Here is a 21,715-nt window from a genome sequence, read left to right on the forward strand (position 1 = left end):
GAAGCGAGACGAAACGCCTCGAGCTGTCCTGGACGCTCGGGGCGTCGTCTCAGTCGCTGCGCTACCTCGCTCAACGACCGGAGCGGCGCTCCCTCGCTCAATGACCGGGGTGGGTGCCCTCGCGCCGAGCCGCGGTGCGTGCCGCGACCCAGTCGTAGAAGGTCAGCGCGAGCCGCAGCGGACCGAGCTCGAGCAGGATGTGGTCGCGCGTCGGCGCGAGCCGATGCCAGAGTGCCGGGTCGAGCTCCCGCAGGTAGCCGCGGGCACGGCGGGCGTGGAACGTGTTCGAGGCGATGCGGATGGTCCGGGCCTCGCGCAGCCACGGCAGCGCGAACGCGATGTTCTCGCGCGTCGACGTCGCGCGCGGTTCGAGCGCGACATTCGCGCGCGGTATCCGCAGGCGACGGATGCCGTACTCGGCCATGATCTCGGCCTCGGGCCGCCGGCCGCGCACGGCCCCGCCGGAGAAGACGAACAGTGCCGTGGTCGGGTCGGCCGAGCGCACCGCGATGCGGGTGCGCCAGCGCTGCAGCCAGTTCACGCGGTCGTCGGCCGCCGAGCGGAACCCCAGCACGAGCACGACATCGCGCCCCGCTGCAGGCACGGTCGCAGCCGGATACTCCGCGCGCGAGGCGCGCCAGGACTGCCACTCGCCGAACGCGAGGAGCGAAACACCGGCGACGGATGCCGCGGCCAGAGCCGCCACGGCGGGTCGAGGCATCCGGAGCATGACCGCGAGCCTACGCGGGGGTGCAGCGGGCGCGGCCCGGCTCAGGCCCGCACGAAGGCCAGCAGGGCCTCGTTCACCTCGTCGGGGTGGGTGAGCAGCATCCCGTGCGGGGCGCCCTCGATCTCGACGTACTCCGCGTCCGGCAGTAGCTCGCGGAACCGCCGGGCCGTCACGTCGATCGGCAGGATGTTGTCGGCGGTGCCGTGCACGATCAGGGCAGGCACGTCGATGTGCGGAATGTCGGCGCGGAAGTCGGTCGGCCAGGTCAGCGGGGCGGCGGCGATCGCGACGTTCCCGGCGTTGTTCGCCACTTGCACGCAGGCGTCCAGCGCCGCCTGCGAGATGCGGGAACCCAAGTAGTCATCGAGGTTGAAGTAGTCCTTGAAGAACTCGGTCACGAACGCGTAGCGGTCCTTCTTCACCGATTCGGCCACGCCGTCGAAGTACTCCTGCGGTCCCGCTCCGTCGGGATTGTCATCCGTCTTCAGCAGGTACGGCTCGATCGAGCTGAGGAACGCGGCCTTGGCGATCCGGTCGCTGCCGTAGCGGGCCAGGTAGCGGGCGACTTCGCCGCCGCCCATCGAGGAACCGACGAGGATGACGTGCTCGAGGTCGAGTTCGTTGATGAGCTCATTGAGGTCGGACGCGAACGTGTCGAAGTCGTACCCCGTGCCCGCCTTGGTCGAGGTGCCGAACCCTCGTCGGTCGTAGGCGATGACGCGGAAGCCGGCGTCGAGCAGCGCGGCGGACTGCCTGCCCCAGGACTCGCCGTTAAGCGGGAATCCGTGGATCAGCACGACCGGCTGACCGGACCCCTGGTCGGTGTAGAAGAGCTTGATCTGGGCGGTGTTCTCGGTCGCCACGGTGATGTAGGCCACGACGGTTCCCTTCCGCGCCGAGGCGGGCGCTCGACACCAGCTTCGACGTTAGGCCGAGGCATCCGGTGTCTGCGAGGGGGTTGCGGACTCTGACGGCGAGGGTTACGGCCTTCGCGCCGGGCGCCAGGGCTGCCACGGGCAGAGTGTGGCCCTCCGCTCGGCGGAGTGGCACGCGGGAGCGGAGGGTTGGGGTGCCCGGATCTAACCTCCGCTCGCCTGTACCCCTCCGCTGAGCGGAGGAATGGCTGCGGCCTTGACGACCGGGGCGCAACGCGGCTCGCGTCAGGCGTCGCGGCGGGCGCCCTCCGACGGCGTGACGGTGAAGATGTGCGGGGCGCGGAATCCGGATGCCGCGAAGGCGGCGGTCACGGCATCCGACACGTTCTGCACCGCATCGTGGGTGACGAGCGCGATCGCGGCGCCGCCGAAGCCGCCACCGGTCATGCGGGCGCCGACCGCGCCGGCGGCGAGGGCCGCGTCTACCGCGGTGTCGAGCTCGGCGACCGAGATCTCGAAGTCGTCGCGCATCGAGACGTGGGAGGCGACCAGGAGGTCGCCGATCGCCTTCGGGCCCTGCGTGCGCAGCGTCTCGACGGTGTCGATCACCCGCTGGTTCTCGGTCACGATGTGCCGCACCCGGCGGAACGTCACGTCGTCGAGCAGCTCGGCGGCCCGCGGCAGGTCGTCGACGGTCAGGTCGCGGAGCGCCGCGACACCCATGGTCCGGGCGCCGAGCTCGCACGAATCGCGGCGCGCGCGGTAGCCGCCGGTGGCGTGCGAGTGCTTCACGCCGGTGTCCATGACGAGCAGCTCGAGCCCGGCGGCGGCGAAGCCGAGGTCGACGATCTGCGCCTCGAACGAGCGGCAGTCGAGGAAGATCGCCGCGTCGGTCTGGCCGAGCATCGACGTCATCTGGTCCATGATCCCGGTGGGGGCGCCGACGGCTTCGTTCTCGGCGGTGCGGCCGACCTTGGCGAGGGCGACGCGATCGAGGCCGAGCGCCCAGGTGTCGTTGAGGGCGGATGCCACGGCTCCCTCGATCGCGGCGGACGACGACAGCCCGGCTCCGACCGGGACGTCCGAGGCGATCGCGAGATCGACACCCGAGACCGAACCCGCGCTGCGGCCGGTCGCGTGCAGGAGCGCCCAGGCCACGCCGAGGGGGTAGGCGGCCCACTCCGGCACCCGGGTGCGACCTGTCGGAAAGAGCACGTCGAGCTCGTCCAGCGCGACCTCGACCACTTCGGCGCTGAACGTCGACGCCACGCGGATCCGCCGGTCGGTGCGCGCGCCCAGGGCGACGTGCGTGCGGTGCTCGATCGCGAAGGGGAACACGAAGCCGTCGTTGTAGTCGGTGTGCTCGCCGATCAGGTTGACGCGGCCGGGCGATGACCAGAGGCCCGCCGGGTCGGTGCCAGTCAGCTCCGCGAAGAGGGCGCGGGCCGCGGCATCCGGAGTCGATTCGGTGGTGGTGCTCATGCGGGGATTCCTTCTACTGCGTCGCGCAGCCGCGCGGCTGCTGTCTCGGGGGCGGCATCGCCGATCCAGGCGCCCATGGCGGCCTCGGATCCGGCGAGGTACTTCAGCTTGTCGGCGGCCCGGCGTGGGCTCGTCAGCTCGAGGTGCAGCCGGACGCTGTCGCGCCCGACGTGCACTGGCGCCTGATGCCAGGCCGCGATGTACGGGGTCGGGGTCTCGTAGAGCGCGTCGATGCCGCGCAGCAGGCGCAGGTAGAGGGGGGCGAGCTCGTCGCGCTCGGCATCCGAGGTCGCCGCGAAGTCCGGCACGTGCCGGCGGGGGGTGAGGTGCACCTCGATCGGCCAGCGCGCGGCGAACGGCACGTAGGCGACCCAGTGCTCCGCTTCGAGGACGACACGGGGACCGGATGCCTCGAACCCGAGGATCCGCTCGAACAGGTCGGCGCCTTCGCGCTCGATCGACGACAGGAGCAGCTTCGTGCGCGGGGTGATGTACGGGTACGAGTAGATCTGGCCGTGCGGGTGGTGCAGCGTGACGCCGATCTCTTCGCCGCGGTTCTCGAACGGGAACACCTGCTGGATGCCGGGGAGTGCGGACAGGGCGGCGGTGCGGTCGGCCCACGCTTCGATCACGGTGCGGGCCCGGGTGGGGGAGAGCGTGCCGAACGACCCCTCGTGCTCGGGGGAGAAGCAGACGACCTCGCAGCGGCCGACCGAGCTGCGGGTGCGGCCGAGGCCGGGAGCGTCGAGATCGGCGAGGCTCGCCGGTGCGTCGGCGGCGGCCGGGGCATCGGTGGTCGCGGCGGCGAGCGCAGGACCGAATGAGGGCGACTTGTTCTCGAAGACCGCCACGTCGTACACGGATGGGATCTCGGACGGGTTCGTGGGCGTCTGGGGCGAGAGCGGGTCGAGGTGCGCGGGCGGCAGGAACGCCCGGTTCTGCCGGGAGGCGGCGACCGAGATCCAGTCGCCGGTGAGCACATCGCGGCGCATGGTCGCGGTGTCGGGGCGGGCATCGAGGGTGCGGGTGTCGATCGAGCGCTCAGGCGGAAGCGCGGTGCCCGGGTCGTCGAAGTAGATCAGCTCGCGGCCGTCGGACAGGCGGGTGGGGCGTTTCACGACGCCGGCGCCGATGGTGGTCGCGCCGAACTGGGTTGTGTTCACGTCAACACGCTAGTCGACGGCCATGGTAACGTCAACACAAGGGGTGCAATATACCTCCGGAGGGGGCGCGATGGGTCCGGCCGAACGCAGGGTCTCGATGGCCGACGTCGCCGAGCTGGCCGGCGTGTCGGGCCAGACCGTGTCGCGCGTCGCGAACGACAGCCCTCGGGTCGATCCGGCCACGCGCGCGCGGGTCGAGGCGGCCATGGCGACGCTCGGCTACCGCCCGCACCGCGCCGCGCGGGCGCTCCGCACCGGTCGCAGCCAGACCATCGGTCTCGTCGTATCGACCCTCGCGACCGTCGGCAACTCGCGCATGCTGCAGGCGGTGGCGGATGCCGCGGCCGCGCGTGGCTACGCCCTCACGGTCGTGACCCTTGCCGAGGGCGACATCGCCGACGCCTTCGCGCGGCTGCGCGACCAGGGCGTGGACGGTGCGATCGTGCTCAACGAAGCCACCGCCGTCGCGCGGGGCGCCGGCGCGCCGGCCGGTCTCGCCCTCGTCGTCGTGGACTCTCCGGCGGACGACCGCTACGCCGTCGTGCAGACCGATCATGCGGCCGGAGCCGCAGCGGCGACCGCGCATCTGCTCAGCCTCGGGCACGCGACCGTGTGGCATCTCGCCGGTCCGGCAGGCTCGTTCGCGGCGGCCGAGCGCGAGCGCGGGTGGCGCGAGGCGCTGCAGGCGGCCGGCGCCGAGGTGCCCGAAGTTCTGCGCGGAGACTGGACAGCGGCATCCGGATCCCAGGCGGCCACCGCGCTCGCCCGACGACCGGGGGTCACTGCGCTGTTCGCCGCGAACGACCAGATGGCCCTCGGAGCGCTGCGGGCGCTCGCCGAGGCCGGCCGCACGGTGCCCGACGACGTGAGCGTCGTCGGCTTCGACGATGTGGCGGATGCCGCGGACTACCGCCCGCCGCTCACCACCGTGCGCCAGGAGTTCGACGAACTCGGTGCGGCGGCGGTCACCGCCCTCGTCCACGGCATCGAGCACGGGGCGCGTGGGATGACGACGGTTCCCGCCCGGCTCGTGGTGCGCGCGAGCACGGCCGCCCCGCGCTGAGGCGCTACGCGCCCGCCGCGCGGCGGGCTTCCCAGCCGGTGCGCACCATCTCGTCGACCGAGTACCGGTTCGCCCAGTCGAGGTCGCGCGCGGCGAGCTCGCCGGTGGCGACGATCCGGTCGGGGTCGCCGGCGCGTCGCGCCGCGATCTCGGGGGTGAAGTCGACCCCGGTGACGCGGGCCATCGCGTCCATGATCTGGCGCACCGAGAGACCGTCGCCCGAGCCGAGGTTGTAGGCGGACTCGACCGGGTCGCCGCCCGCGAGCCGCTGCGCCGCGACGACGTGCGCGGCCGCGATGTCGGCGACGTGGACGTAGTCGCGCACGTTCGTGCCGTCCGCGGTGTCGTAGTCGTCGCCATTGATGCGAGGCGTGCGGCCCTCGATCAGCGCCTCGAAGACGAGCGGGAAGAGGTTGTGCGGGCTCGTGTCGTAGACCGTGGGATCGCCCGAGCCGACGACGTTGAAGTAGCGCAGCGAGGTGTGACGCAGCGGATGCTTCGACTCGGCCGTCGCGGTCGCCTGATCGCGCAGCAGCCATTCGCCGATCAGCTTCGATTCGCCGTACGGCGAGGCGGGGCGCTTCGGGAGATCCTCGGTGACGAGCGGCACATCGGGCGTGCCGTACACGGCCGCGGACGACGAGAACACGATGTTCGCGACATCCGCCGCCTGCATCGCCTCGAGCACCACCCTGGTGCCCTCGACGTTCTGCGCGTAGGTGTGCAGCGGACGCGTGACCGAGACGCCGGCGTACTTGTACCCGGCCACGTGGATCACGCCGACCGCGCGATGCTCGCGCAGCGTCTGCTCCACGAGGTCGCGGTCGAGGATCGTGCCGCGCACCAGCGGCACTCCGTCGGGCACGAACGAGGCGTGCCCGCTGGAGAGGTCGTCGATCACGACCGGCGTCAGGCCGGCTTCCGCGAGGGCGCGCACGACGTGCGCTCCGATATAGCCGGCGCCGCCGGTCACAAGCCAGGACATGTCCCCATTCTGCCCGGGTGCCTCGCGAGACTTCGAATCAGGGATGCCTCGGCTCTGCGAGATGGCGCGACCCAGGGTCTGCCCGTCATGATGTCCGGAGACGGTCCTGCGTCTTCTACAACGTTGTAGAGTCGGGAGGCGTTGGGGGAGGAGTGCTCATGTCGGTGACGCTGCACGATGTCGCCCGCGCTGCCGGCGTGTCGATCAAGACGGTCTCGAACGTCATCAACGACTACCCGCATGTGCGCCCGGCCACCCGGGCGCGGGTGAATGTGGCGATCGACGAGCTGGGCTACCAGCCGAACCTCTCCGCGCGGAGCCTGCGCTCGGGGCGCACCGGAGCCATCGCCCTCGCCCTGCCGGAGCTGAGCCTCAGCTACTTCGCCGAACTCGCCGACTCCGTGATCCGCGCTGCCGAGCGCGTGGGGCAGGTCGTCATCATCGAGCACACCGGCGGTGACCGCGAGCGCGAGCTGCAGCTGCTGGCCAGCGCGCAGCGCAAGATGACCGACGGGCTCATCTTCAGCCCGCTCGGCATGGGCATGGACGATGTGGCCCGCCTCGACGTGTCGTATCCGCTCGTGCTGCTCGGCGAGCGCATCTTCGAGGGCCCGACCGATCACGTGACGATGCGCAACATCGAGGCGGCGCGGGCGGCGACCGAGCATCTCATCGCGCGCGGCCGCCGCCGGATCGCGGTCATCGGCGCGCACGAGGGCGAGGTGGTCGGATCGGCGGGACTCCGCCTCCGCGGGTATCTCGAGGCGCTCGAGGCAGCCGGCATCCCGTTCGACGAACGGATCATCGTGCACACGACCCTGTGGCACCGCTCGAACGGCGCCATCGCGATGCGCGAGCTGCTGGCCCGAGAGGCCCCGTTCGACGCGGTGTTCGGACTGAACGACACCCTCGCCCTGGGCGCGATGCGGGTGCTGCAGGAGGCCGGCTACCGGATCCCGCATGACGTGTCCGTCATCGGGTTCGACGCCCTGGACGAGGCGATGTACTCGCTCCCGAGTCTGACCACGGTCGACCCCGGACGCGCCGAGATCGCCGAGGTCGCTGTGCGATCGCTGATGGAGCGAATCGAAAGCCCGAATGCGGTAGGCGCCCCTCGGCTGCACCTCGCGCAGTTCCGGATCATCGAGCGCGAGTCGACGGCAACTCGGTAACGACGCTTGACAAGTGTCCCGCGATCCCGGCATGATGCCATTTACAACGTTTACTTTACAACGTTGTAAGTCAGCCGGAAGATAAGGGTCGACGGTCGAGGGTGATCGAGATGGGGCGCAGAAGCCCCTGTCCGAAATCACTCACGACGTCCGGCCTTCTGGGTGGCGCACCGACAGAGAAGTCCTCCTCACACACCCGAAGGGAACCGAGCACAGTGAACAACAAGCTCGCGCTCGCGGCCGCATCGGCCATGGCGATCACCTTGCTGATGTCCGGCTGCAGCGCCGACACCAGCAGCACCAGCACGGACGGCGGCGGCGGCGACGCCGCCAGCTGCACCAACAAGATCACGAAGACCGACCTCCCCACCGTGTCGGTCTGGGGCTGGTACCCCAACATGGACAAGGTCGTCGACAACTTCAACGCGGGCAGCGACGAGGTCCAGGCCTGCTGGACGAACGTCGGCCAGGGCAACGACGAGTACGACAAGTTCCAGACCGCGATCTCCGCCGGCACCGGCGCGCCGGACGTCATCATGCTCGAGGCGGACCGCATCCCGAACTACGTGGTGCAGGAGGCGCTCGTCGACATCTCCGACTTCGGCGTCGCCGATGTCAAAGACAACTTCAGCGCCGGCGCCTGGAAAGACGTCTCGGTCGGCGACGCCGTGTACGGCGCTCCGGTCGACGGCGGCCCGATGGGCATGATCTACCGCACCGACGTCTTCGAGCAGTACGGCATCACCCCGCCCACCACGTGGGCCGAGTACGAGGCCGCAGCGCAGAAGGTCAAGGACGCCGGCGGGCCCCTCTTCGGCGACGTCGGCGCCAACGTGCCTGCCGTGTTCATGGCGCTCACCATCCAGAACGGCGCTACACCCTTCACCTACGACCCGGCCACTCCTGAGGAGATCGGCATCAAGGTCAACGACGACGCTTCCAAGGAGGTGCTCGACTACTGGGCGGGCCTCGTCGAGAAGGGCCTCGTCGGCACGCAGGACCAGTTCACGCCCGAGTACATCTCCGGGGTCGTCGGCGGCGACTACGCCACCTACGTCTCGGCGGCCTGGGCGCCCGGCTACCTCACCGGCGCAGGCGTCGGCGAGGGCGACGACGCCGGCAAGTTCGCCGTCGCTCCGCTCCCGCAGTGGGACACCGCGAACCCCGTCTCGGTCAACTGGGGCGGCTCCGCCTTCTCGGTGACCAGCCAGTCGAAGCAGCCGGAGCTGGCGGCGAAGGTCGCGCTCGGCATCTACGCCGACGACGCTTCGCTGGCCGATGGCTGGCAGAACCAGATCATCTTCCCGCTCAACAACAACGTCCTCACGTCGGACGAGTTCGTGGACGCGGAGGTCGGGTTCTTCAACGGACAGCAGGCGAACAAGGAGGTTTACGTCCCCGCGGCGGACGCCTACGAGGGCTTCACCTACAGCCCGTTCGGCTCGTTCTACTACGCCTCGTTCACCGAGGAGCTCGCCGCGATCAACAACGGTGAGAAGTCCGGTTCCCAGGCGGCCGACGATCTTCAGAAGAAGCTCGTCGACTACGCCACAGAGCAGGGCTTCACCGTCACCGAGTAGTCGTCGTCGGTTGGGGGTCGGTCACCTTCGGGTGGCCGGCCCCCCGCCACACCACAGCTAGGAACCCACCATGGCCTCCACCACTCTCGCGCCACCGGCGCCATCGAAGCCACCGAAGGAGCGGGCGAACATCGCGCGAGCGCGACGACGCCACTCGCTGATCGGCTGGGCGTTCGTCGCACCGTTCGCCATCGTCTTCGCCATCTTCCTCGTCGCTCCGCTCATCTATGCGTTCTATCTGTCGCTGTTCAAGAAGGCCCTCATCGGGGGCACGCAGTTCGTCTTGTTCGACAACTACCTCAAGGCGTTCACGGACGAGCACTTCCTCAACGGCGTGTGGTTCGTCATCCGCTTCTCGATCGTGCTGATCCCGCTGCAGATGCTCATCTCGCTGGCGATCGCGCTCATCCTCGACGCGGTGACCACGTGGTTCACGCGATTTGCGCGGCTCATGGTCTTCCTGCCCTATGCGATCCCCGCCGTCATCGGCGCTCTGATGTGGGGCTTCCTCTACAGCAAGAACTTCGGGCCGCTCGGCGACATCTTCGGCGCCTTCGGCCTCACCGCGCCCGACTTCCTGAGTCAGGGCCTCATCTTCTTCGGGCTGCTCAATGTCGTCACCTGGCAATGGGCGGGGTACTACATGATCATCCTCTACGCCGCCCTGCGAGGGATCGATCCGACCATCTACGAGGCTGCCCGCATCGACGGCGCCAACGCCTGGCAGATCGCCGTGCGCATCAAGGTGCCGATGATCGCCAACTCGCTCGTGCTGATCCTGGTGTTCGCCCTCATCGGCACGCTGCAGTTCTTCAACGAGCCGACGATGCTCAAGTTCCTGGCGGCCGGATCGATCGGCCCCGACTTCACCCCGAACATGTACGCCTACCAGCAGGCGTTCGCGCTCGCCAACTTCAACTACGGCTCGGCGATCTCGTTCGCCCTCGGAATCGTCGTCTTCATCTGCGTCTACATCTTCCTGATCGCGACGCGCAAGCGCGGAGGAGGGTTCCTGCAATGACCACCGCCACCACCGGCACTACGGAAACCACCGAGCCGCTCGCCCCCAACGGGTATCGCCGTGCGCCGAAACCGCGTCACTTCGGAGCCCACCTCGTCCTCGGCATCCTGCTCATCTACTTCCTGGTGCCGTTCTTCTGGATCATCATCAACGCGTCGAAGAATGCCTCCGGCCTGTTCGGCGGCGGGAACGCGCTGTGGTTCGCGGATTCGATCGACTACATCGGCAACCTGCGGCAGCTGTTCACCTATAACGGCGGCATCTACCTGCGGTGGATCGGCAACTCCGCCTTCTACGCCATCACCGGCGGCGTGGGAGCCACGGTGCTCGCCGTGCTCGCCGGCTACGGGTTCGCGAAGTTCGCGTTCAAGGGCCGCGAGGTCACCTTCGCGATCCTGCTCGGCTCGGTGATGGTGCCCCTCACCGCACTCGTCATCCCGACGTTCATCATGCTGTCGCAGTTCCACCTCACCAATACGGTGTGGGCGGTCATCCTGCCTTCGCTGCTGAACCCGTTCGGTGTGTACCTGATGATGGTGTTCGCCCGCGACGCCGTGCCCGACGAACTGCTCGACGCGGCACGTGTCGACGGGGCGGGCGAGCTGCGCATCTTCCTGCAGGTCGCGGTGCCGCTCATGCGGCCGGCGATCGTGACGGTGCTCCTGCTGTCGATCGTCGCCACCTGGAACAACTTCTTCCTGCCGCTCGCCATGCTGCAGAACAACCTGCTGTTCCCGGTCACGGTCGGCATCAACCAGTGGCAGAGCCTCGCCGCAGCCAACAACGGCGGTGGGACCTCGCTCTGGAGCCTCATCATCATCGGCTCGCTCGTCTCGATCGTGCCGCTGGTCATCGCGTTCCTCGCCATGCAGCGGTACTGGCAGGGCGGACTCGCCATCGGAAGCCTCAAATAGCCGCCGCTCGCCCCGCCTTTCACCCTTGAACACCCGTACCGATTTCGGACACGAAGGATTTTCCATGCATTCCGCACGCCTCACCATCGATCCCCGCTTCGCGGTCGGACCGATCAACCGCCGCCTCTTCGGCTCCTTCGTCGAGCACCTGGGCCGGTGCGTCTACGACGGCATCTACGAACCAGGGCACCCCACCGCGGATGCCGAGGGCTTCCGCGAGGACGTCATCGACCTCGTGAGCGAACTGGGCGTGTCGGCCATCCGCTACCCGGGCGGCAACTTCGTCTCCGGCTTCCGCTGGGAGGACAGCGTTGGACCGCGCGCGGAGCGACCCCGCCGCCTCGACCTCGCCTGGCACTCGACCGAGACCAACGAGGTCGGCCTGCATGAGTTCTCGTCGTGGCTCGACAAGGTCGGCAGCGAGCTCATGCTCGCCGTCAACCTCGGCACGCGCGGCACGCTCGAGGCGCTCGACCTGCTCGAGTACTCGAACATCGCGGGCGGCACGGCGCTGTCCGACCGCCGGGTGGCCAACGGACGCACCGAGCCGTTCGACGTGCGCATGTGGTGCCTCGGCAACGAGATGGACGGCCCATGGCAGCTCGGCCATCGCTCAGCCGACGACTACGGCAAGATCGCGTCGCAGACGGCCAAGGCGCTGCGCCAGGTCGACCCCGGGCTCGAGCTCGTGGTGTGCGGTTCCTCCAGCGCCCACATGCCGACCTTCGGCGAGTGGGAGCGGGTCGTGCTGCACCACACCTATGAGGATGTCGACTACATCTCCTGCCACGCGTACTACGAGGAGAAGGGTGGCGACCTCGGCAGCTTCCTCGCCTCGGCCGTCGACATGGACGGCTTCATCGAGACGGTCATCGCCACCGCCGACCACGTCGGCGCGGTCAAGGGCAGCACGAAGAAGATCGACATCTCGTTCGACGAGTGGAACGTCTGGTACATCGACCGCTACCACGGCGTCGACAAGATCGAGGGGGTCGAGAACTGGCCGGTCGCACCCCGCCTGCTCGAAGACGCCTACTCGGTGGCGGATGCTGTCGTCTTCGGCAACCTCATGATCTCGCTGCTCAAACACGCCGACCGGGTGACGAGCGCCTCGCTCGCGCAGCTCGTCAACGTCATCGCCCCGATCATGACCGAGCCCGGCGGCATCGCGTGGAAGCAGACCACCTTCTTCCCGTTCGCCACGACCTCGCGCCTCGCGGTGGGGCACTCGCTCGAGGTGCGCCTCGAATCGCCGACCTACACGACCGAGGTCTACGGCGAAGTGCCGCTGCTGGATGCCGTGGCCACCCATGACCCCGAGACCGGGGCCACAGCCCTCTTCCTGGTGAACCGCGACCAGACCGAGGCCCACGAGGTCACCGTCGACATCTCGGCGCTCGACGGCCTCTCGGTGCGGGAGGCCCTCTCGCTCTGGGACGACGACCGCTCCGCCGCGAACACGCTGGAGCACCCCGAGCGGGTCGGGCTGAAGGCGAACGAGTCCGCCGTCCTCGACGGCAACCGACTCACCGTGACCCTGCCGCCGGTGTCGTGGACGGCGATCTCGCTCGGCTGACCCTCATGCCGAAACCACTCACTCTCGCCGAGTCCACCCAGTTGAGCCGCTCAAAACGGGTGGATTCGGCGAGAGTCGGTGGTTTCGGTGCGAAGTGGCGCGGGGTTGCCCGTGCGGTGGTCGCCGGGATGGTCATGGTCGCGCTCGCCAGCTGCGCGCCCGCGCAGCCACCGCCCGCCGGTGCGCGGGAGCTGACCGGCGATCTCTCGGCCCACGACCCTGCGTTCGCGGTAGCGGACGACGTCGAGTACGTGTACTCGACCGGCAGCCAGAACGTGGCCGACGGCAACATCCAGATCCGGTCATCGAGCGACGGGCTGACCTGGCAGTACCGCGGCGAGGTCTGGGCCCACAAGCCCGACTGGCTGGGGGAGGCCGTCCCCGGCGTCTCGAACCTCTGGGCGCCCGAGCTCATCGAGCACGAGGGCACGTGGTACCTGTACTACGCCGCGTCCACCTTCGGGAAGAACACATCGGTCATCGCGCTCGCCACGAACACGACGCTCGATCCCGACGACTCCGCTTACGAGTGGGTCGATCACGGCGAGGTGCTCGCTTCGACGACCGCCGACGACTTCAACGCGATCGACCCCGGTGTCATCGTCGACGCGGCCGGCGAACCCTGGATGGCGTTCGGCTCGTTCTGGAGCGGCATCCGCGTGGTCGCCCTGGAATGGCCGGATGGCAAGCGAGCGGATGCCGCGGAGCCGCTGCGCCTCGCCGACCGGGGTGTGCCCCCCAATGCCATCGAGGCGCCGTACGTGGTCGAGCACGACGGCGACTACTTCCTGTTCGTCTCGTTCGACTCCTGCTGCCAGGCGCTCGCGAGCACCTACCACGTGATGGTCGGCCGCGCCGATGAGGTGACCGGGCCGTACTTCGATCGCGACGGCGTCGCCCTGCTCGAGGGCGGCGGCACGAGTGTGCTCGACGGCGACGGCGGCGTGCACATCGGCCCCGGCGGGCAGTCCGCGGCGGACGGAACGCTCGCCGTGCACTATTACGACGGCCGCCACAACGGGGCGTTTCAGCTCGCGCTGCTCCCGCTCGGCTGGGACTCCGAAGGCTGGCCGATCGCCCACTGGTGATCGGAAACGTTACCTGGGCGTTACAAAAGAATGTTTGACGCCGCGAGGGAAGTGCGCATACTCTCGCTATCGAAGCGGTTCGACATCGAAGCGCTTCGATCGTTGATCCACCTTGGTAGCGCTCCCACGGAGCGCCTGCCAGCCACGTACACGAGGGAGTGACGACATGCACCGACGTCCGGGAAGCGACGGCACAGTGCTCATGTTGGGCGAGGTGTCTCGATGACGACTCAGACCGTCATCAGGGAGGCTGCGGTCGCCAACCTCGACAAGCGCGGCCAGCGGACGGAGCGGAAGACCCGCCGACCCCGCGGGTACAAGAAGTCGTTCTGGCTCTTCGTGTGCATCCTGCCGTTCATGATCCTGCTGTTCCTGTTCTCCTACCTGCCGCTCTACGGCTGGATCTTCTCGCTGTACGACTACCAGCCGGCGCTCGGGCTCAAGGGCAGTGAATTCGTCGGGCTGCAGTGGTTCCGGCTCCTGTTCGACTCGCCGACTCAGCTGCAGCAGATCGGACAGGTGCTCATCAACACGCTCGCGATGAGCTTCCTCGGCATCGCGACGTCGCTCCTGCCGCTCGCATTCGCGGTGTTCCTCAATGAGGTGCGGTCCTCCCGGTTCCGCAACTCGGTGCAGACCCTCACGACGCTGCCCAACTTCATCTCCTGGGTGCTGGTCTACGTCATCGCGTTCTCGCTGTTCTCGTCGAGCGGGCTCGTCAACGACGTGCTTCAGGACGCCGGGCTCATCACCACCCCGATTCACTTCCTCGACACTGACAAGTTCGTGTGGGGCACGATGCTGCTCTGGAGCCTGTGGAAGGGCCTCGGCTGGGGCGCCATCATCTACCTCGCGTCGATTTCAGGCATCGACCCGTCGCTCTACGAATCGGCCAAGCTCGACGGCGCCGGCCGCTTCCAGACGATGTGGTACATCACGGTGCCGCAGCTCATGCCCACCTACATCGTGCTGCTCATGCTCTCGATCGCGAACCTGCTCAACAACGGCATGGAGCAGTACTACGTGTTCCAGAACGCGTTCAACAAGCAGTACATCCAGGTGCTCGACCTGTACGTCTACAACATCGGCATCACGGGCAACAGCCTCTCGATGGCGACTGCGATCGGCATGCTGAAGAGCCTCATCTCGGTCATCCTCCTGCTCACCGTCAACGTCATCGCCAAGCGCGTGCGCGGCGCATCGATCATCTGAGGGGCGGACCACGATGAGCTTCGTCACGAAAACGACCTTCACGAAGGCGCCCCGTCCCACCGGTGCGGTGCGCCAGCCCCGCACGTCCGGAGACTGGGCATTCGCGATCCTCAACTACACGGCGTTCGCGGTCTTCGCCCTCATCTGCGCGTACCCGTTCTACTACCTGATCATCAACTCGATCTCGGCGAACGACGTCTCGGCGCTCGGCGACGTGCGGCTGTGGCCCATCGACATCCACCTGTCGAACTATGCCGAGGTCTTCAAGCTGCAGGGGCTGCCCATGGCGGCAGCCGTCTCGGTCGCGCGCACCGTGATCGGCACAGCGGCGACGGTGCTGGCATCCGCGTTCCTCGGCTTCATGTTCACGCAGGAGCGCATGTGGGGGCGGAGCTTCTGGTACCGCTTCACCATCATCACGATGTACTTCAGCGCCGGCCTGATCCCCGTCTTCATCATCATGAAGGGGCTCGGCCTGACCAACAACTTCTGGGTCTACGTGCTGCCGTTCATCGTGCAGCCGTTCAACATCATCCTGGTCAAGACGTTCGTCGAGTCGATGCCGCGAACGCTCCAGGAAGCCGCGGAGGTCGACGGTGCGAACATCCTCCAGATCTTCTTCCGCATCTACCTGCCCAACATGACCCCGATCCTCGCGACGGTCGCCATCTTCTCGGCGGTGACGCAGTGGAACATGTTCCAGGACACGCTGATCTACGTCACCGACCAGAGCCTGTACACGCTGCAGTACCTGCTCTACATGTTCATCAACCAGGCGTCGAGTCTCGCGTCGGCCGCACAGAACGCCGGTGGCAACCTCTCTGCGATCGCTGGGGCCGCCACGTCTCAGACACCGACATCCATCCGGATGACGGTCTCGGTGCTCGTCGTGCTCCCCATCATCTTCATCTACCCGCTCTTCCAGCGATTCTTCGTCAAGGGCATCATGCTGGGCGCCGTCAAGGGCTGACGACGCCGACCGGGCACCACATCACCAAGAAAGGAATAGCAATGAAGCTCAAGAGGATATTGGCCGCAGCCACCGCAACCGCGGTGGTGGCCCTCTCGCTGACCGGGTGCTCCCTGTTCGGAGGCGAGCAGGCGAGCACGACGGGCGACGCGTCGGGCCCGTTCCCCACCAAGTGGGATGACGAGATCACGATCGACGTGTTCGACGGTCTGGCGAACTACATGGGTGTCCAGCAGGGCTGGTTCGCCAAGATCGTCAAAGACAAGTTCAACATGAAGCTCAACATCATCGCCCCGAACGTCGCGGGCGGCGGTGACACGCTCTACAACACCCGCGTCGCGGCAGGCAACCTGGGCGACCTCATCATCACCGACCAGGGCAAGCAGTTCGACCAGCTCGTCCAGGGCGGTCTCGTCATCGACGCCTCCGACTACTACACGCAGATGAGCAACGCGGAGGTGTTCGACGCGGCGCTGCAGAAGGTCAACGACGGCAAGGACGGCGTCTTCGGGTTCCCGACCCAGGTCTCGACCATCAAGCCGACCGAACCGAGCGAAGGGCTCAGCTCGACCTTCGGCGCGATGATCCGCTGGGATCTGTACAAGCAGCTCGGATACCCGCCGATCAACACGCTCGAAGACATCCTGCCGGTCCTCAAGAAGATGCAGGATCTCCAGCCGACCGCGGACAACGGCGGGAAGACGTACGGCCTCTCCCTGTTCAAGGACTGGGACGGCAACATGATGAACAACGCGAAGCAGCCGACGACGTTCTACGGCTACGACGAGATGGGCTTCGTACTGGCCAAGGCCGACGGCTCGGACTATCAGAGCATCGTCGACTCGGACTCCGAGTACGTGCGCGCGCTGCACTTCTTCTACGAGGCCAACCAGATGGGGCTGCTCGACCCGGACTCGACGACGCAGAACTACGACACGCTGTTCTCGAAGTTCCAGAACGGACAGGTGCTCTTCTCGCCGTGGCCATGGCAGGCGCAGCCCGCCTTCAACACGGAGGCCAACCTGGCCGCCGGAAAGGGCTTCGAGATCGCCCCCATCAAGGACCAGACGATCTTCTCGTACGGAGCATCGGTCTACGGCGGCAAGCAGATCTTTGCGATCGGCTCGAAGGCCAAGGACCCGCAGCGCATCGCTGCGTTCATCGACTGGCTCTACTCGGCCGAGGGCACGTACTCGAACAACAGCCAGACGCAGGGCGCCGCGGGTCCCGAGGGTCTGACGTGGGACCTCAACTCCAGCAACGAGCCTGAGCTCAGCGACTTCGGCCGCGAGGCGCTTCTCGGCGACGGCAGCGCGAAGGTTCCCGAAGAGTGGGGCGGCGGCACCTACAAGGACGGCGCATCGGCGCTCAACGTCACCACCGTGCTCCCGATCCAGGTCGACGAGGCGACGGGGCAGCCCTTCAGCTATCAGTTCTGGCCGACCTACCAGGAGTCGACGGCGAACCCGGTGTCGACCGACTGGTCGAGCAAGATGGATGACGCCACGAGCACGATGGACTATCTGGTGAAGGCCGATCAGGTCGCGGTGGCGCCCGGTTCCGGCTATGTCGCCCCGGCCGACAGCTCGGAGATCTCGACCCTGCGCAATCAGATCAAGGCGAGCATCGTCGAGCTCTCTTGGAAGATGTCGTTCGCATCGAGCGACAGCGAGTTCGACTCGCTGCTCAAGCAGCTGCAGGACACCGTCAACGGCCTCGGCTACGACAAGGTCCTCAAGGTCGACATGGACAACGCCAAGGCGCAGGACGCGGCCCGCGTCGAGGTGGCCACGAAGTTCGGCTGACCTCAGGTCATTGTGAGCGGGGCCCGGAGATTCGATCTCCGGGCCCCGCTTTCACTCTTCGACGTGGCGCGCGTACACACCGCGGAAGACGAAGGCCGCGCCATACGCGCCGAACGAGAACGCGATAGTGAGGAGGATGACGATGAAGACGGGGAACACGGCCGTGATCGCCACCACCGCGAGCGGGATGAGCACGAGCGCACCCGTGCGCAGCGGCTCGGCGGCCGGCAGCAGCAGGGCGTTCTTCAGCGTCCGCGGGATCGTGGTGTGAAAGTTCGCGACCAGGCCGAGGCCGTGCAGCAGGGCGGCGAACAGGTACAGCGCGCCGAGGAACGCGACGATCGCCGCCGCACCCGAGACGACGCTCGAGGCTGCGACCCAGAACGTCCCGGCGAACAGGAGCGCCGTCATGGGCAGCCCGAGCGCGAGGAAGACGACGGTCCCGCGCAGCGCGTTGCGGCCCATGGCGGGGAAGAAGTCCTTGACGATGCTTCCGCGCTCGTCGTCGGAGTAGCGCAGCATCACCTCGAATAGGGCGCTCGTGGCCATGCCGATCGTGACGACCGGGAGGCAGCACACCAGGTAGACGACGTTCAGCGCGACGAAGGCGATGAAGGCGCTCGCTCCGCTCAGAGCTCTGCTCTCGGGATCGATTCTCATGCGGATGCCGTCACTTCGGGGCGATCGCCAGACCGCCGGAAAGCGCGGGCGGCAGCAGGCGGACGGTCGGCTTGGCGGCGTGCGCGAGGATCTCGCAGATCATGTCGGTCGCCGCGGCGCCCATCGCTTCGGCAGGCACCGCGATGCTGTCGGCGAGCCCCGGCACGGACTTCGCGACGTCTTCGGGGCAGAGCGCGACGACCGAGATCGCGTCGGCGCGCCGACGAGCGTATTCGGCCAGGTGTGGGGCGACGTGCGGCAGCGCGCCCTCGTTGTGGACGAAGAAGCCCGTGATGCCCGGGTCGTCGGCGATCACCTCGTCGACGACGGCGGTCGCCTCCGCACTGCTGGGGCAGGAGTGCACGATGCCGGTGACCTTGTTGGCCTCGCACGCGGCCAGGAAGCCGCGGGTCAGGCGGTCGGCATACGAGGTGTGCCGGGCGATCACCTCGGGCGGCGACCCGATCAGGGCGAGCTTGCGATGGCCGAGCGCGACGAGCCGGTCGACGGCCAGCCAGCCCGCCGCTTCGAAGTCGAAGTCGACGCACGGGATCGCGCGCCGCCCCGACGGGAGGCCGATCAGGACGCTCGGATGACCGAGGCCGATGAGCGTATCGATGCGCGGATCGTCGGACTCGACATCCATCAGCAGCAGGGCGTCGACCATCGACCCCCGCGCGGCGCGCTCGAGCGCCTTCGCGTCGTCACTCGCGAGCAGCAGGATGTCGTAGCCGTGCAGGCGCGCCTGCGTCACCACGCCGGTGACGATCTGCATGATGACGTGCACATCCACGCCAGAGCGCAGCGGCGCCTGCAGCCCGATGACGTTGGTGGAGCGGGAGGCGAGCGAACGCGCTCCGGCGTGCGGGCTGAAGCCCAGCTTGTCGATGGCGAGCTCCACGCGGTCACGGGTCTGCTGCGAGATCGCCCGCTTGCCGCTCATGACGTACGAGACCGTCGAGATCGACACCCCCGCCGCCTCAGCAACGTCCGCGATCGTCACCATGTGGATCTCCGCTCTGCTTCGTCGATCTCGACCATCGCCCCAGGTGCGAGCTCGTAGGTGCCGATCGCCCCATCCGGATCGGTCACCTTCATTGTCGTGGCTCGTGCCGTCGCCTTCAGCCGCGCGCGAGAAAGTCGTCCCTCGTCCCAGTCGATGTCGACCAGCACGCCGTCTCGTGCCCGGAGGCCCCGCACCGAACCGCGCGGCCACTGCGGGGGCAGCGCCGGGAGCAGGGCGATCGTGCCGTGGTGCGACTGCATGAGCGCCTCGGCGATCGCCGCCGTCAGCCCGAGGTTGCCGTCGATCTGGAACGGCGGGTGGGCGCTGAAGAGGTTGGGGTACACGCCGCCGCGGTGCGCGGCCGCGCTCGGCTCGGACGGACGCAGCGCGAGCCGCAGCTGGGCGTGCACGGCCTCGCCGTCGCGGAGCCGGGCCTGCATGGCGGCGCGCCACGCGAGCGACCACCCGCTCGATTCGGGACCGCGCAGCCGGATCGAGTTCGCGGCGGCCTCCGCGAGCACGGGCGTGCCGGTCGGGGTGATCTGCGCGTACGGGAACAGGCCGACCAGGTGCGACAGGTGACGGTGCAGCGGCTCGGACTCGACCCTGGGCCGATCCCACTCGAGCAGGTCGCCGCGTTCGGACACGCTCGGGTCGGGCAGGGCCTCGGTGCGCGCCTCGAGGGCGGCGACCCACGGTGCGTCGTCGCCCAGCACGGCGGCGGCCTGCCGGCACACCGCGGCGAGCTCGCGCAGCAGGGCGACGTCCATCGTCGCGGTCGTGGCGACCCCCCGGACGTGGCCATCGTCGTCGACGTAGTGGTTCTCCGGGGAGGTCGACGGGCTCGTCCACGCGCGCGAGTCGTCGCCGCTGATCCACGACATGGCGAACTGCGCCGTCGAGGTCAGCACCGGCCACGCCTGGTCGCGCAGATAGTCGAGCTCGGCCCCGAAGGCGTAGTGATCCCAGAGGTGCAGCGCGAGCCACACCCCGCCGAGCGACCAGTTCGCCCAGGCCGGGTCGCCGTGGCCGGCGCCCACCGGCGCGGCGTGGGCCCAGGCATCCGAATTGTGATGGGCGACCCAGCCATCGGCGCCGTAGAGCTCCCGGGCCACCGCCGTGCCGGTGGGGCCGGCGAGGCGCTGCACGAATCGCAGCAGCGGCTCGTGGCACTCCGCCAGCCCCGTAGTCTCAGCAGGCCAGTACGCCATCTGCGTGTTGATGTTGACGGTGTAGGCGCTCGACCACGGGCCGGGCAGCTCAGCGTTCCACAGCCCCTGCAGGGTCACCGGGAGGCCCCCCGGCTGCGACGACGCGATCAGCAGGTACCTGCCGTAGTGGAAGGCGAGCGCCGCGAGTCCCTCGTCGGGGCGCTCCTGGGCGCGGTGCACGCGCTCCACGGTGTCGAGGTCCGCGGCGCCTTCGGGAGAGGGGAGGTCGAGCAGGCAGCGCGAGTACAGCGCGCCGTGAGCGGCCGCGTGCGCATCGTGCAGTCCGGCGGCGAAGGCGGGCACATCGGCGTCCGGGAGGATGCTGTCGAGCAGGGTTTTCGCGCGGCCCGCGGCATCGCGCTCGTCGTCGGGGTCACCAGGGAGCGATGGCGCGGTGGCGGTGGCGATGGTGAGCACTTGGGCCGTCGCTGCGGCCGTGGTGAGCGTGCCGTCGGCGATGGCGCCCGTGACGAAGCTGCGCACGACGATCGCGCCGTGGCGGCCGCTGCGCTCGTCGTAGCGGACCGGCTCGGGCGGGCTCTCGTGGCCGGGTGCGACATCCACCGGAAGGAGCCACTCGGCCACCAGGTCGCCGTCGTTCCCGTACGCCGCGGCGCGCCGCCGCAGGAGCGAGTCGATGCGCACGCGCAGCCGCACCGGCGTGGCGGCGGTCACCTCGTGCACGATCGCCCCGGTCACCAGGTCCGCCCAGGTGCGGTGGCGCACGGTCTCGCCGCCGACGCGGTACTCATGGCTCGCGACGCCCGTTGCGAGGTCGAGGCGGCGCTCGGCCGACGGATCTGCGGTGACCTCGGCACCGCCCGCGTCGAGCACGCCGATGTCGATCCCGCCGAGCGGCAGATAGGCCTGTGTCCAGGGGGTCTGCATCCGCATCAGCAGCTCTTCGGCCGTGGCGATGTCGCCATCGGCGATCGCGGTGCGCACATTCTCGAGGGCTGTGGGCCCGCGGTCCGCGGCGCCGTCCAGCGGATCGGCATCGGCCCGGCCCGACCATGCGGTGGTGTCGTTGAGCCACAGGCGCTCGCCGCCCACCAGGCCCGCGCACATCGCGCCGCGAATGCCGTTGCCGACCGGGTAGGCCTCGATCCAGCGGTGCGCGGGCGTCGACGCGCGCAGTTCGTGCAGTTCGCGACTCTGCGTGGACATCCTCACAACCCGAAGTATATGGTCTTGGTGTTGAA

18 protein-coding genes are annotated in these 21,715 nt (G+C 68.4%); 10 read left to right on the forward strand and 8 right to left on the reverse strand.

The window, feature by feature from the left end; translation table 11 throughout:
* Positions 1–97 precede the first annotated feature (97 nt).
* The 4 genes from ACXJ3V_RS12480 to galT all read right to left on the reverse strand — a co-directional run bounded on the left by ACXJ3V_RS12480 (position 98) and on the right by galT (position 4,250).
* Positions 98–730 (reverse strand): YdcF family protein, encoded by a 633-nt coding sequence (locus ACXJ3V_RS12480; RefSeq protein ID WP_457100635.1) that lies wholly within the window; start codon positions 728–730, stop codon positions 98–100.
* 41 nt (positions 731–771) lie between these two features.
* Positions 772–1,608 (reverse strand): alpha/beta fold hydrolase, encoded by an 837-nt coding sequence (locus ACXJ3V_RS12485; protein ID WP_457100636.1) that lies wholly within the window; start codon positions 1,606–1,608, stop codon positions 772–774.
* A 282-nt stretch (positions 1,609–1,890) separates the two neighbouring features.
* Positions 1,891–3,087: a galactokinase gene (gene galK / locus ACXJ3V_RS12490; RefSeq protein ID WP_457100637.1), complete on the reverse strand. Its 1,197-nt coding sequence runs from the start codon at positions 3,085–3,087 to the stop codon at positions 1,891–1,893.
* Positions 3,084–4,250 carry a galactose-1-phosphate uridylyltransferase gene (galT, locus tag ACXJ3V_RS12495; RefSeq protein ID WP_457100638.1) on the reverse strand — a complete coding sequence of 389 codons (1,167 nt, stop codon included), beginning with the start codon at positions 4,248–4,250 and terminating at the stop codon, positions 3,084–3,086. Before galT ends, galK begins: the two co-directional genes overlap by 4 nt.
* A gap of 97 nt (positions 4,251–4,347) precedes the next feature.
* On the opposite strand from galT, the gene ACXJ3V_RS12500 reads away from it, so the two are divergent.
* The gene (locus ACXJ3V_RS12500) at positions 4,348–5,313 is read left to right on the forward strand and encodes a LacI family DNA-binding transcriptional regulator (protein ID WP_457100726.1); all 966 of its coding nucleotides are present in this window, start codon (positions 4,348–4,350) and stop codon (positions 5,311–5,313) included.
* A gap of 4 nt (positions 5,314–5,317) precedes the next feature.
* On the opposite strand, the gene galE is transcribed toward ACXJ3V_RS12500, so the two are convergent.
* Entirely contained in the window at positions 5,318–6,298 is a 981-nt protein-coding gene (gene galE / locus ACXJ3V_RS12505; RefSeq protein WP_457100639.1) for a UDP-glucose 4-epimerase GalE, read from the reverse strand.
* Positions 6,299–6,456: 158 nt separating this feature from the next.
* Here galE and ACXJ3V_RS12510 point away from each other — a divergent pair, with 158 nt between their 5' ends.
* The 9 genes from ACXJ3V_RS12510 (at position 6,457) to ACXJ3V_RS12550 (ending at position 17,636) form a co-directional block, all read left to right on the forward strand.
* Entirely contained in the window at positions 6,457–7,470 is a 1,014-nt protein-coding gene (locus ACXJ3V_RS12510; protein ID WP_457100640.1) for a LacI family DNA-binding transcriptional regulator, read from the forward strand.
* A gap of 215 nt (positions 7,471–7,685) precedes the next feature.
* Positions 7,686–9,050: an ABC transporter substrate-binding protein gene (locus ACXJ3V_RS12515; protein WP_457100641.1), complete on the forward strand. Its 1,365-nt coding sequence runs from the start codon at positions 7,686–7,688 to the stop codon at positions 9,048–9,050.
* 70 nt (positions 9,051–9,120) lie between these two features.
* Positions 9,121–10,071, forward strand: coding sequence for a carbohydrate ABC transporter permease (locus ACXJ3V_RS12520; protein ID WP_457100642.1), 951 nt, complete (start codon positions 9,121–9,123; stop codon positions 10,069–10,071).
* Positions 10,068–10,985: a carbohydrate ABC transporter permease gene (locus ACXJ3V_RS12525; protein ID WP_457100643.1), complete on the forward strand. Its 918-nt coding sequence runs from the start codon at positions 10,068–10,070 to the stop codon at positions 10,983–10,985. The genes ACXJ3V_RS12520 and ACXJ3V_RS12525 overlap by 4 nt, the downstream gene beginning before the upstream one ends.
* A gap of 64 nt (positions 10,986–11,049) precedes the next feature.
* The gene (arfA, locus tag ACXJ3V_RS12530) at positions 11,050–12,561 is read left to right on the forward strand and encodes an arabinosylfuranosidase ArfA (RefSeq protein ID WP_457100644.1); all 1,512 of its coding nucleotides are present in this window, start codon (positions 11,050–11,052) and stop codon (positions 12,559–12,561) included.
* A 5-nt stretch (positions 12,562–12,566) separates the two neighbouring features.
* Positions 12,567–13,649: an arabinan endo-1,5-alpha-L-arabinosidase gene (locus tag ACXJ3V_RS12535; RefSeq protein WP_457100645.1), complete on the forward strand. Its 1,083-nt coding sequence runs from the start codon at positions 12,567–12,569 to the stop codon at positions 13,647–13,649.
* 222 nt (positions 13,650–13,871) lie between these two features.
* Positions 13,872–14,861, forward strand: a complete 990-nt coding sequence (locus ACXJ3V_RS12540) for an ABC transporter permease (protein WP_457100646.1) — start codon at positions 13,872–13,874, stop codon at positions 14,859–14,861.
* Positions 14,862–14,874: 13 nt separating this feature from the next.
* Positions 14,875–15,831 carry a carbohydrate ABC transporter permease gene (locus tag ACXJ3V_RS12545; RefSeq protein WP_457100647.1) on the forward strand — a complete coding sequence of 319 codons (957 nt, stop codon included), beginning with the start codon at positions 14,875–14,877 and terminating at the stop codon, positions 15,829–15,831.
* 41 nt (positions 15,832–15,872) lie between these two features.
* A complete protein-coding gene (locus tag ACXJ3V_RS12550; protein WP_457100648.1) occupies positions 15,873–17,636 on the forward strand; it encodes an ABC transporter substrate-binding protein in 1,764 nt (587 codons plus the stop codon).
* Between the two features lie 51 nt (positions 17,637–17,687).
* Here the strand turns inward: ACXJ3V_RS12550 and ACXJ3V_RS12555 are convergent, their stop codons facing one another.
* Genes ACXJ3V_RS12555 through ACXJ3V_RS12565 form a run of 3 tightly spaced genes read right to left on the reverse strand, consistent with a single transcriptional unit; the run spans position 17,688 to position 21,680 of the window.
* Positions 17,688–18,296: a DUF624 domain-containing protein gene (locus ACXJ3V_RS12555; RefSeq protein WP_457100649.1), complete on the reverse strand. Its 609-nt coding sequence runs from the start codon at positions 18,294–18,296 to the stop codon at positions 17,688–17,690.
* Between the two features lie 10 nt (positions 18,297–18,306).
* On the reverse strand, positions 18,307–19,302 hold the full coding sequence (locus ACXJ3V_RS12560) for a LacI family DNA-binding transcriptional regulator (RefSeq protein ID WP_457100650.1): 996 nt from the start codon (positions 19,300–19,302) through the stop codon (positions 18,307–18,309).
* Positions 19,296–21,680, reverse strand: a complete 2,385-nt coding sequence (locus ACXJ3V_RS12565; protein ID WP_457100651.1) for a glycosyl hydrolase family 95 catalytic domain-containing protein — start codon at positions 21,678–21,680, stop codon at positions 19,296–19,298. The genes ACXJ3V_RS12560 and ACXJ3V_RS12565 overlap by 7 nt, the downstream gene beginning before the upstream one ends.
* Positions 21,681–21,715 lie beyond the last annotated feature (35 nt).

The sequence above is a fragment of the Microbacterium sp. P5_E9 genome, from assembly GCF_054049175.1.

What these genes read in the sequence shown, in the direction of transcription:
- ACXJ3V_RS12545 (WP_457100647.1), top strand. Translation starts at nt 14,875, where the DNA reads ATGAGCTTCGTCACGAAAACGACCTTCACGAAGGCGCCCCGTCCCACC.
- ACXJ3V_RS12510 (WP_457100640.1), top strand. Translation starts at nt 6,457, where the DNA reads ATGTCGGTGACGCTGCACGATGTCGCCCGCGCTGCCGGCGTGTCGATC.
- ACXJ3V_RS12500 (WP_457100726.1), top strand. Translation starts at nt 4,348, where the DNA reads ATGGCCGACGTCGCCGAGCTGGCCGGCGTGTCGGGCCAGACCGTGTCG.
- galE (WP_457100639.1), bottom strand. Translation starts at nt 6,298, where the DNA reads ATGTCCTGGCTTGTGACCGGCGGCGCCGGCTATATCGGAGCGCACGTC.
- ACXJ3V_RS12480 (WP_457100635.1), bottom strand. Translation starts at nt 730, where the DNA reads ATGCTCCGGATGCCTCGACCCGCCGTGGCGGCTCTGGCCGCGGCATCC.
- ACXJ3V_RS12540 (WP_457100646.1), top strand. Translation starts at nt 13,872, where the DNA reads ATGACGACTCAGACCGTCATCAGGGAGGCTGCGGTCGCCAACCTCGAC.
- ACXJ3V_RS12560 (WP_457100650.1), bottom strand. Translation starts at nt 19,302, where the DNA reads ATGGTGACGATCGCGGACGTTGCTGAGGCGGCGGGGGTGTCGATCTCG.
- ACXJ3V_RS12525 (WP_457100643.1), top strand. Translation starts at nt 10,068, where the DNA reads ATGACCACCGCCACCACCGGCACTACGGAAACCACCGAGCCGCTCGCC.
- ACXJ3V_RS12565 (WP_457100651.1), bottom strand. Translation starts at nt 21,680, where the DNA reads ATGTCCACGCAGAGTCGCGAACTGCACGAACTGCGCGCGTCGACGCCC.
- arfA (WP_457100644.1), top strand. Translation starts at nt 11,050, where the DNA reads ATGCATTCCGCACGCCTCACCATCGATCCCCGCTTCGCGGTCGGACCG.
- ACXJ3V_RS12520 (WP_457100642.1), top strand. Translation starts at nt 9,121, where the DNA reads ATGGCCTCCACCACTCTCGCGCCACCGGCGCCATCGAAGCCACCGAAG.
- galK (WP_457100637.1), bottom strand. Translation starts at nt 3,087, where the DNA reads ATGAGCACCACCACCGAATCGACTCCGGATGCCGCGGCCCGCGCCCTC.
- ACXJ3V_RS12555 (WP_457100649.1), bottom strand. Translation starts at nt 18,296, where the DNA reads ATGAGAATCGATCCCGAGAGCAGAGCTCTGAGCGGAGCGAGCGCCTTC.
- ACXJ3V_RS12550 (WP_457100648.1), top strand. Translation starts at nt 15,873, where the DNA reads ATGAAGCTCAAGAGGATATTGGCCGCAGCCACCGCAACCGCGGTGGTG.
- ACXJ3V_RS12535 (WP_457100645.1), top strand. Translation starts at nt 12,567, where the DNA reads ATGCCGAAACCACTCACTCTCGCCGAGTCCACCCAGTTGAGCCGCTCA.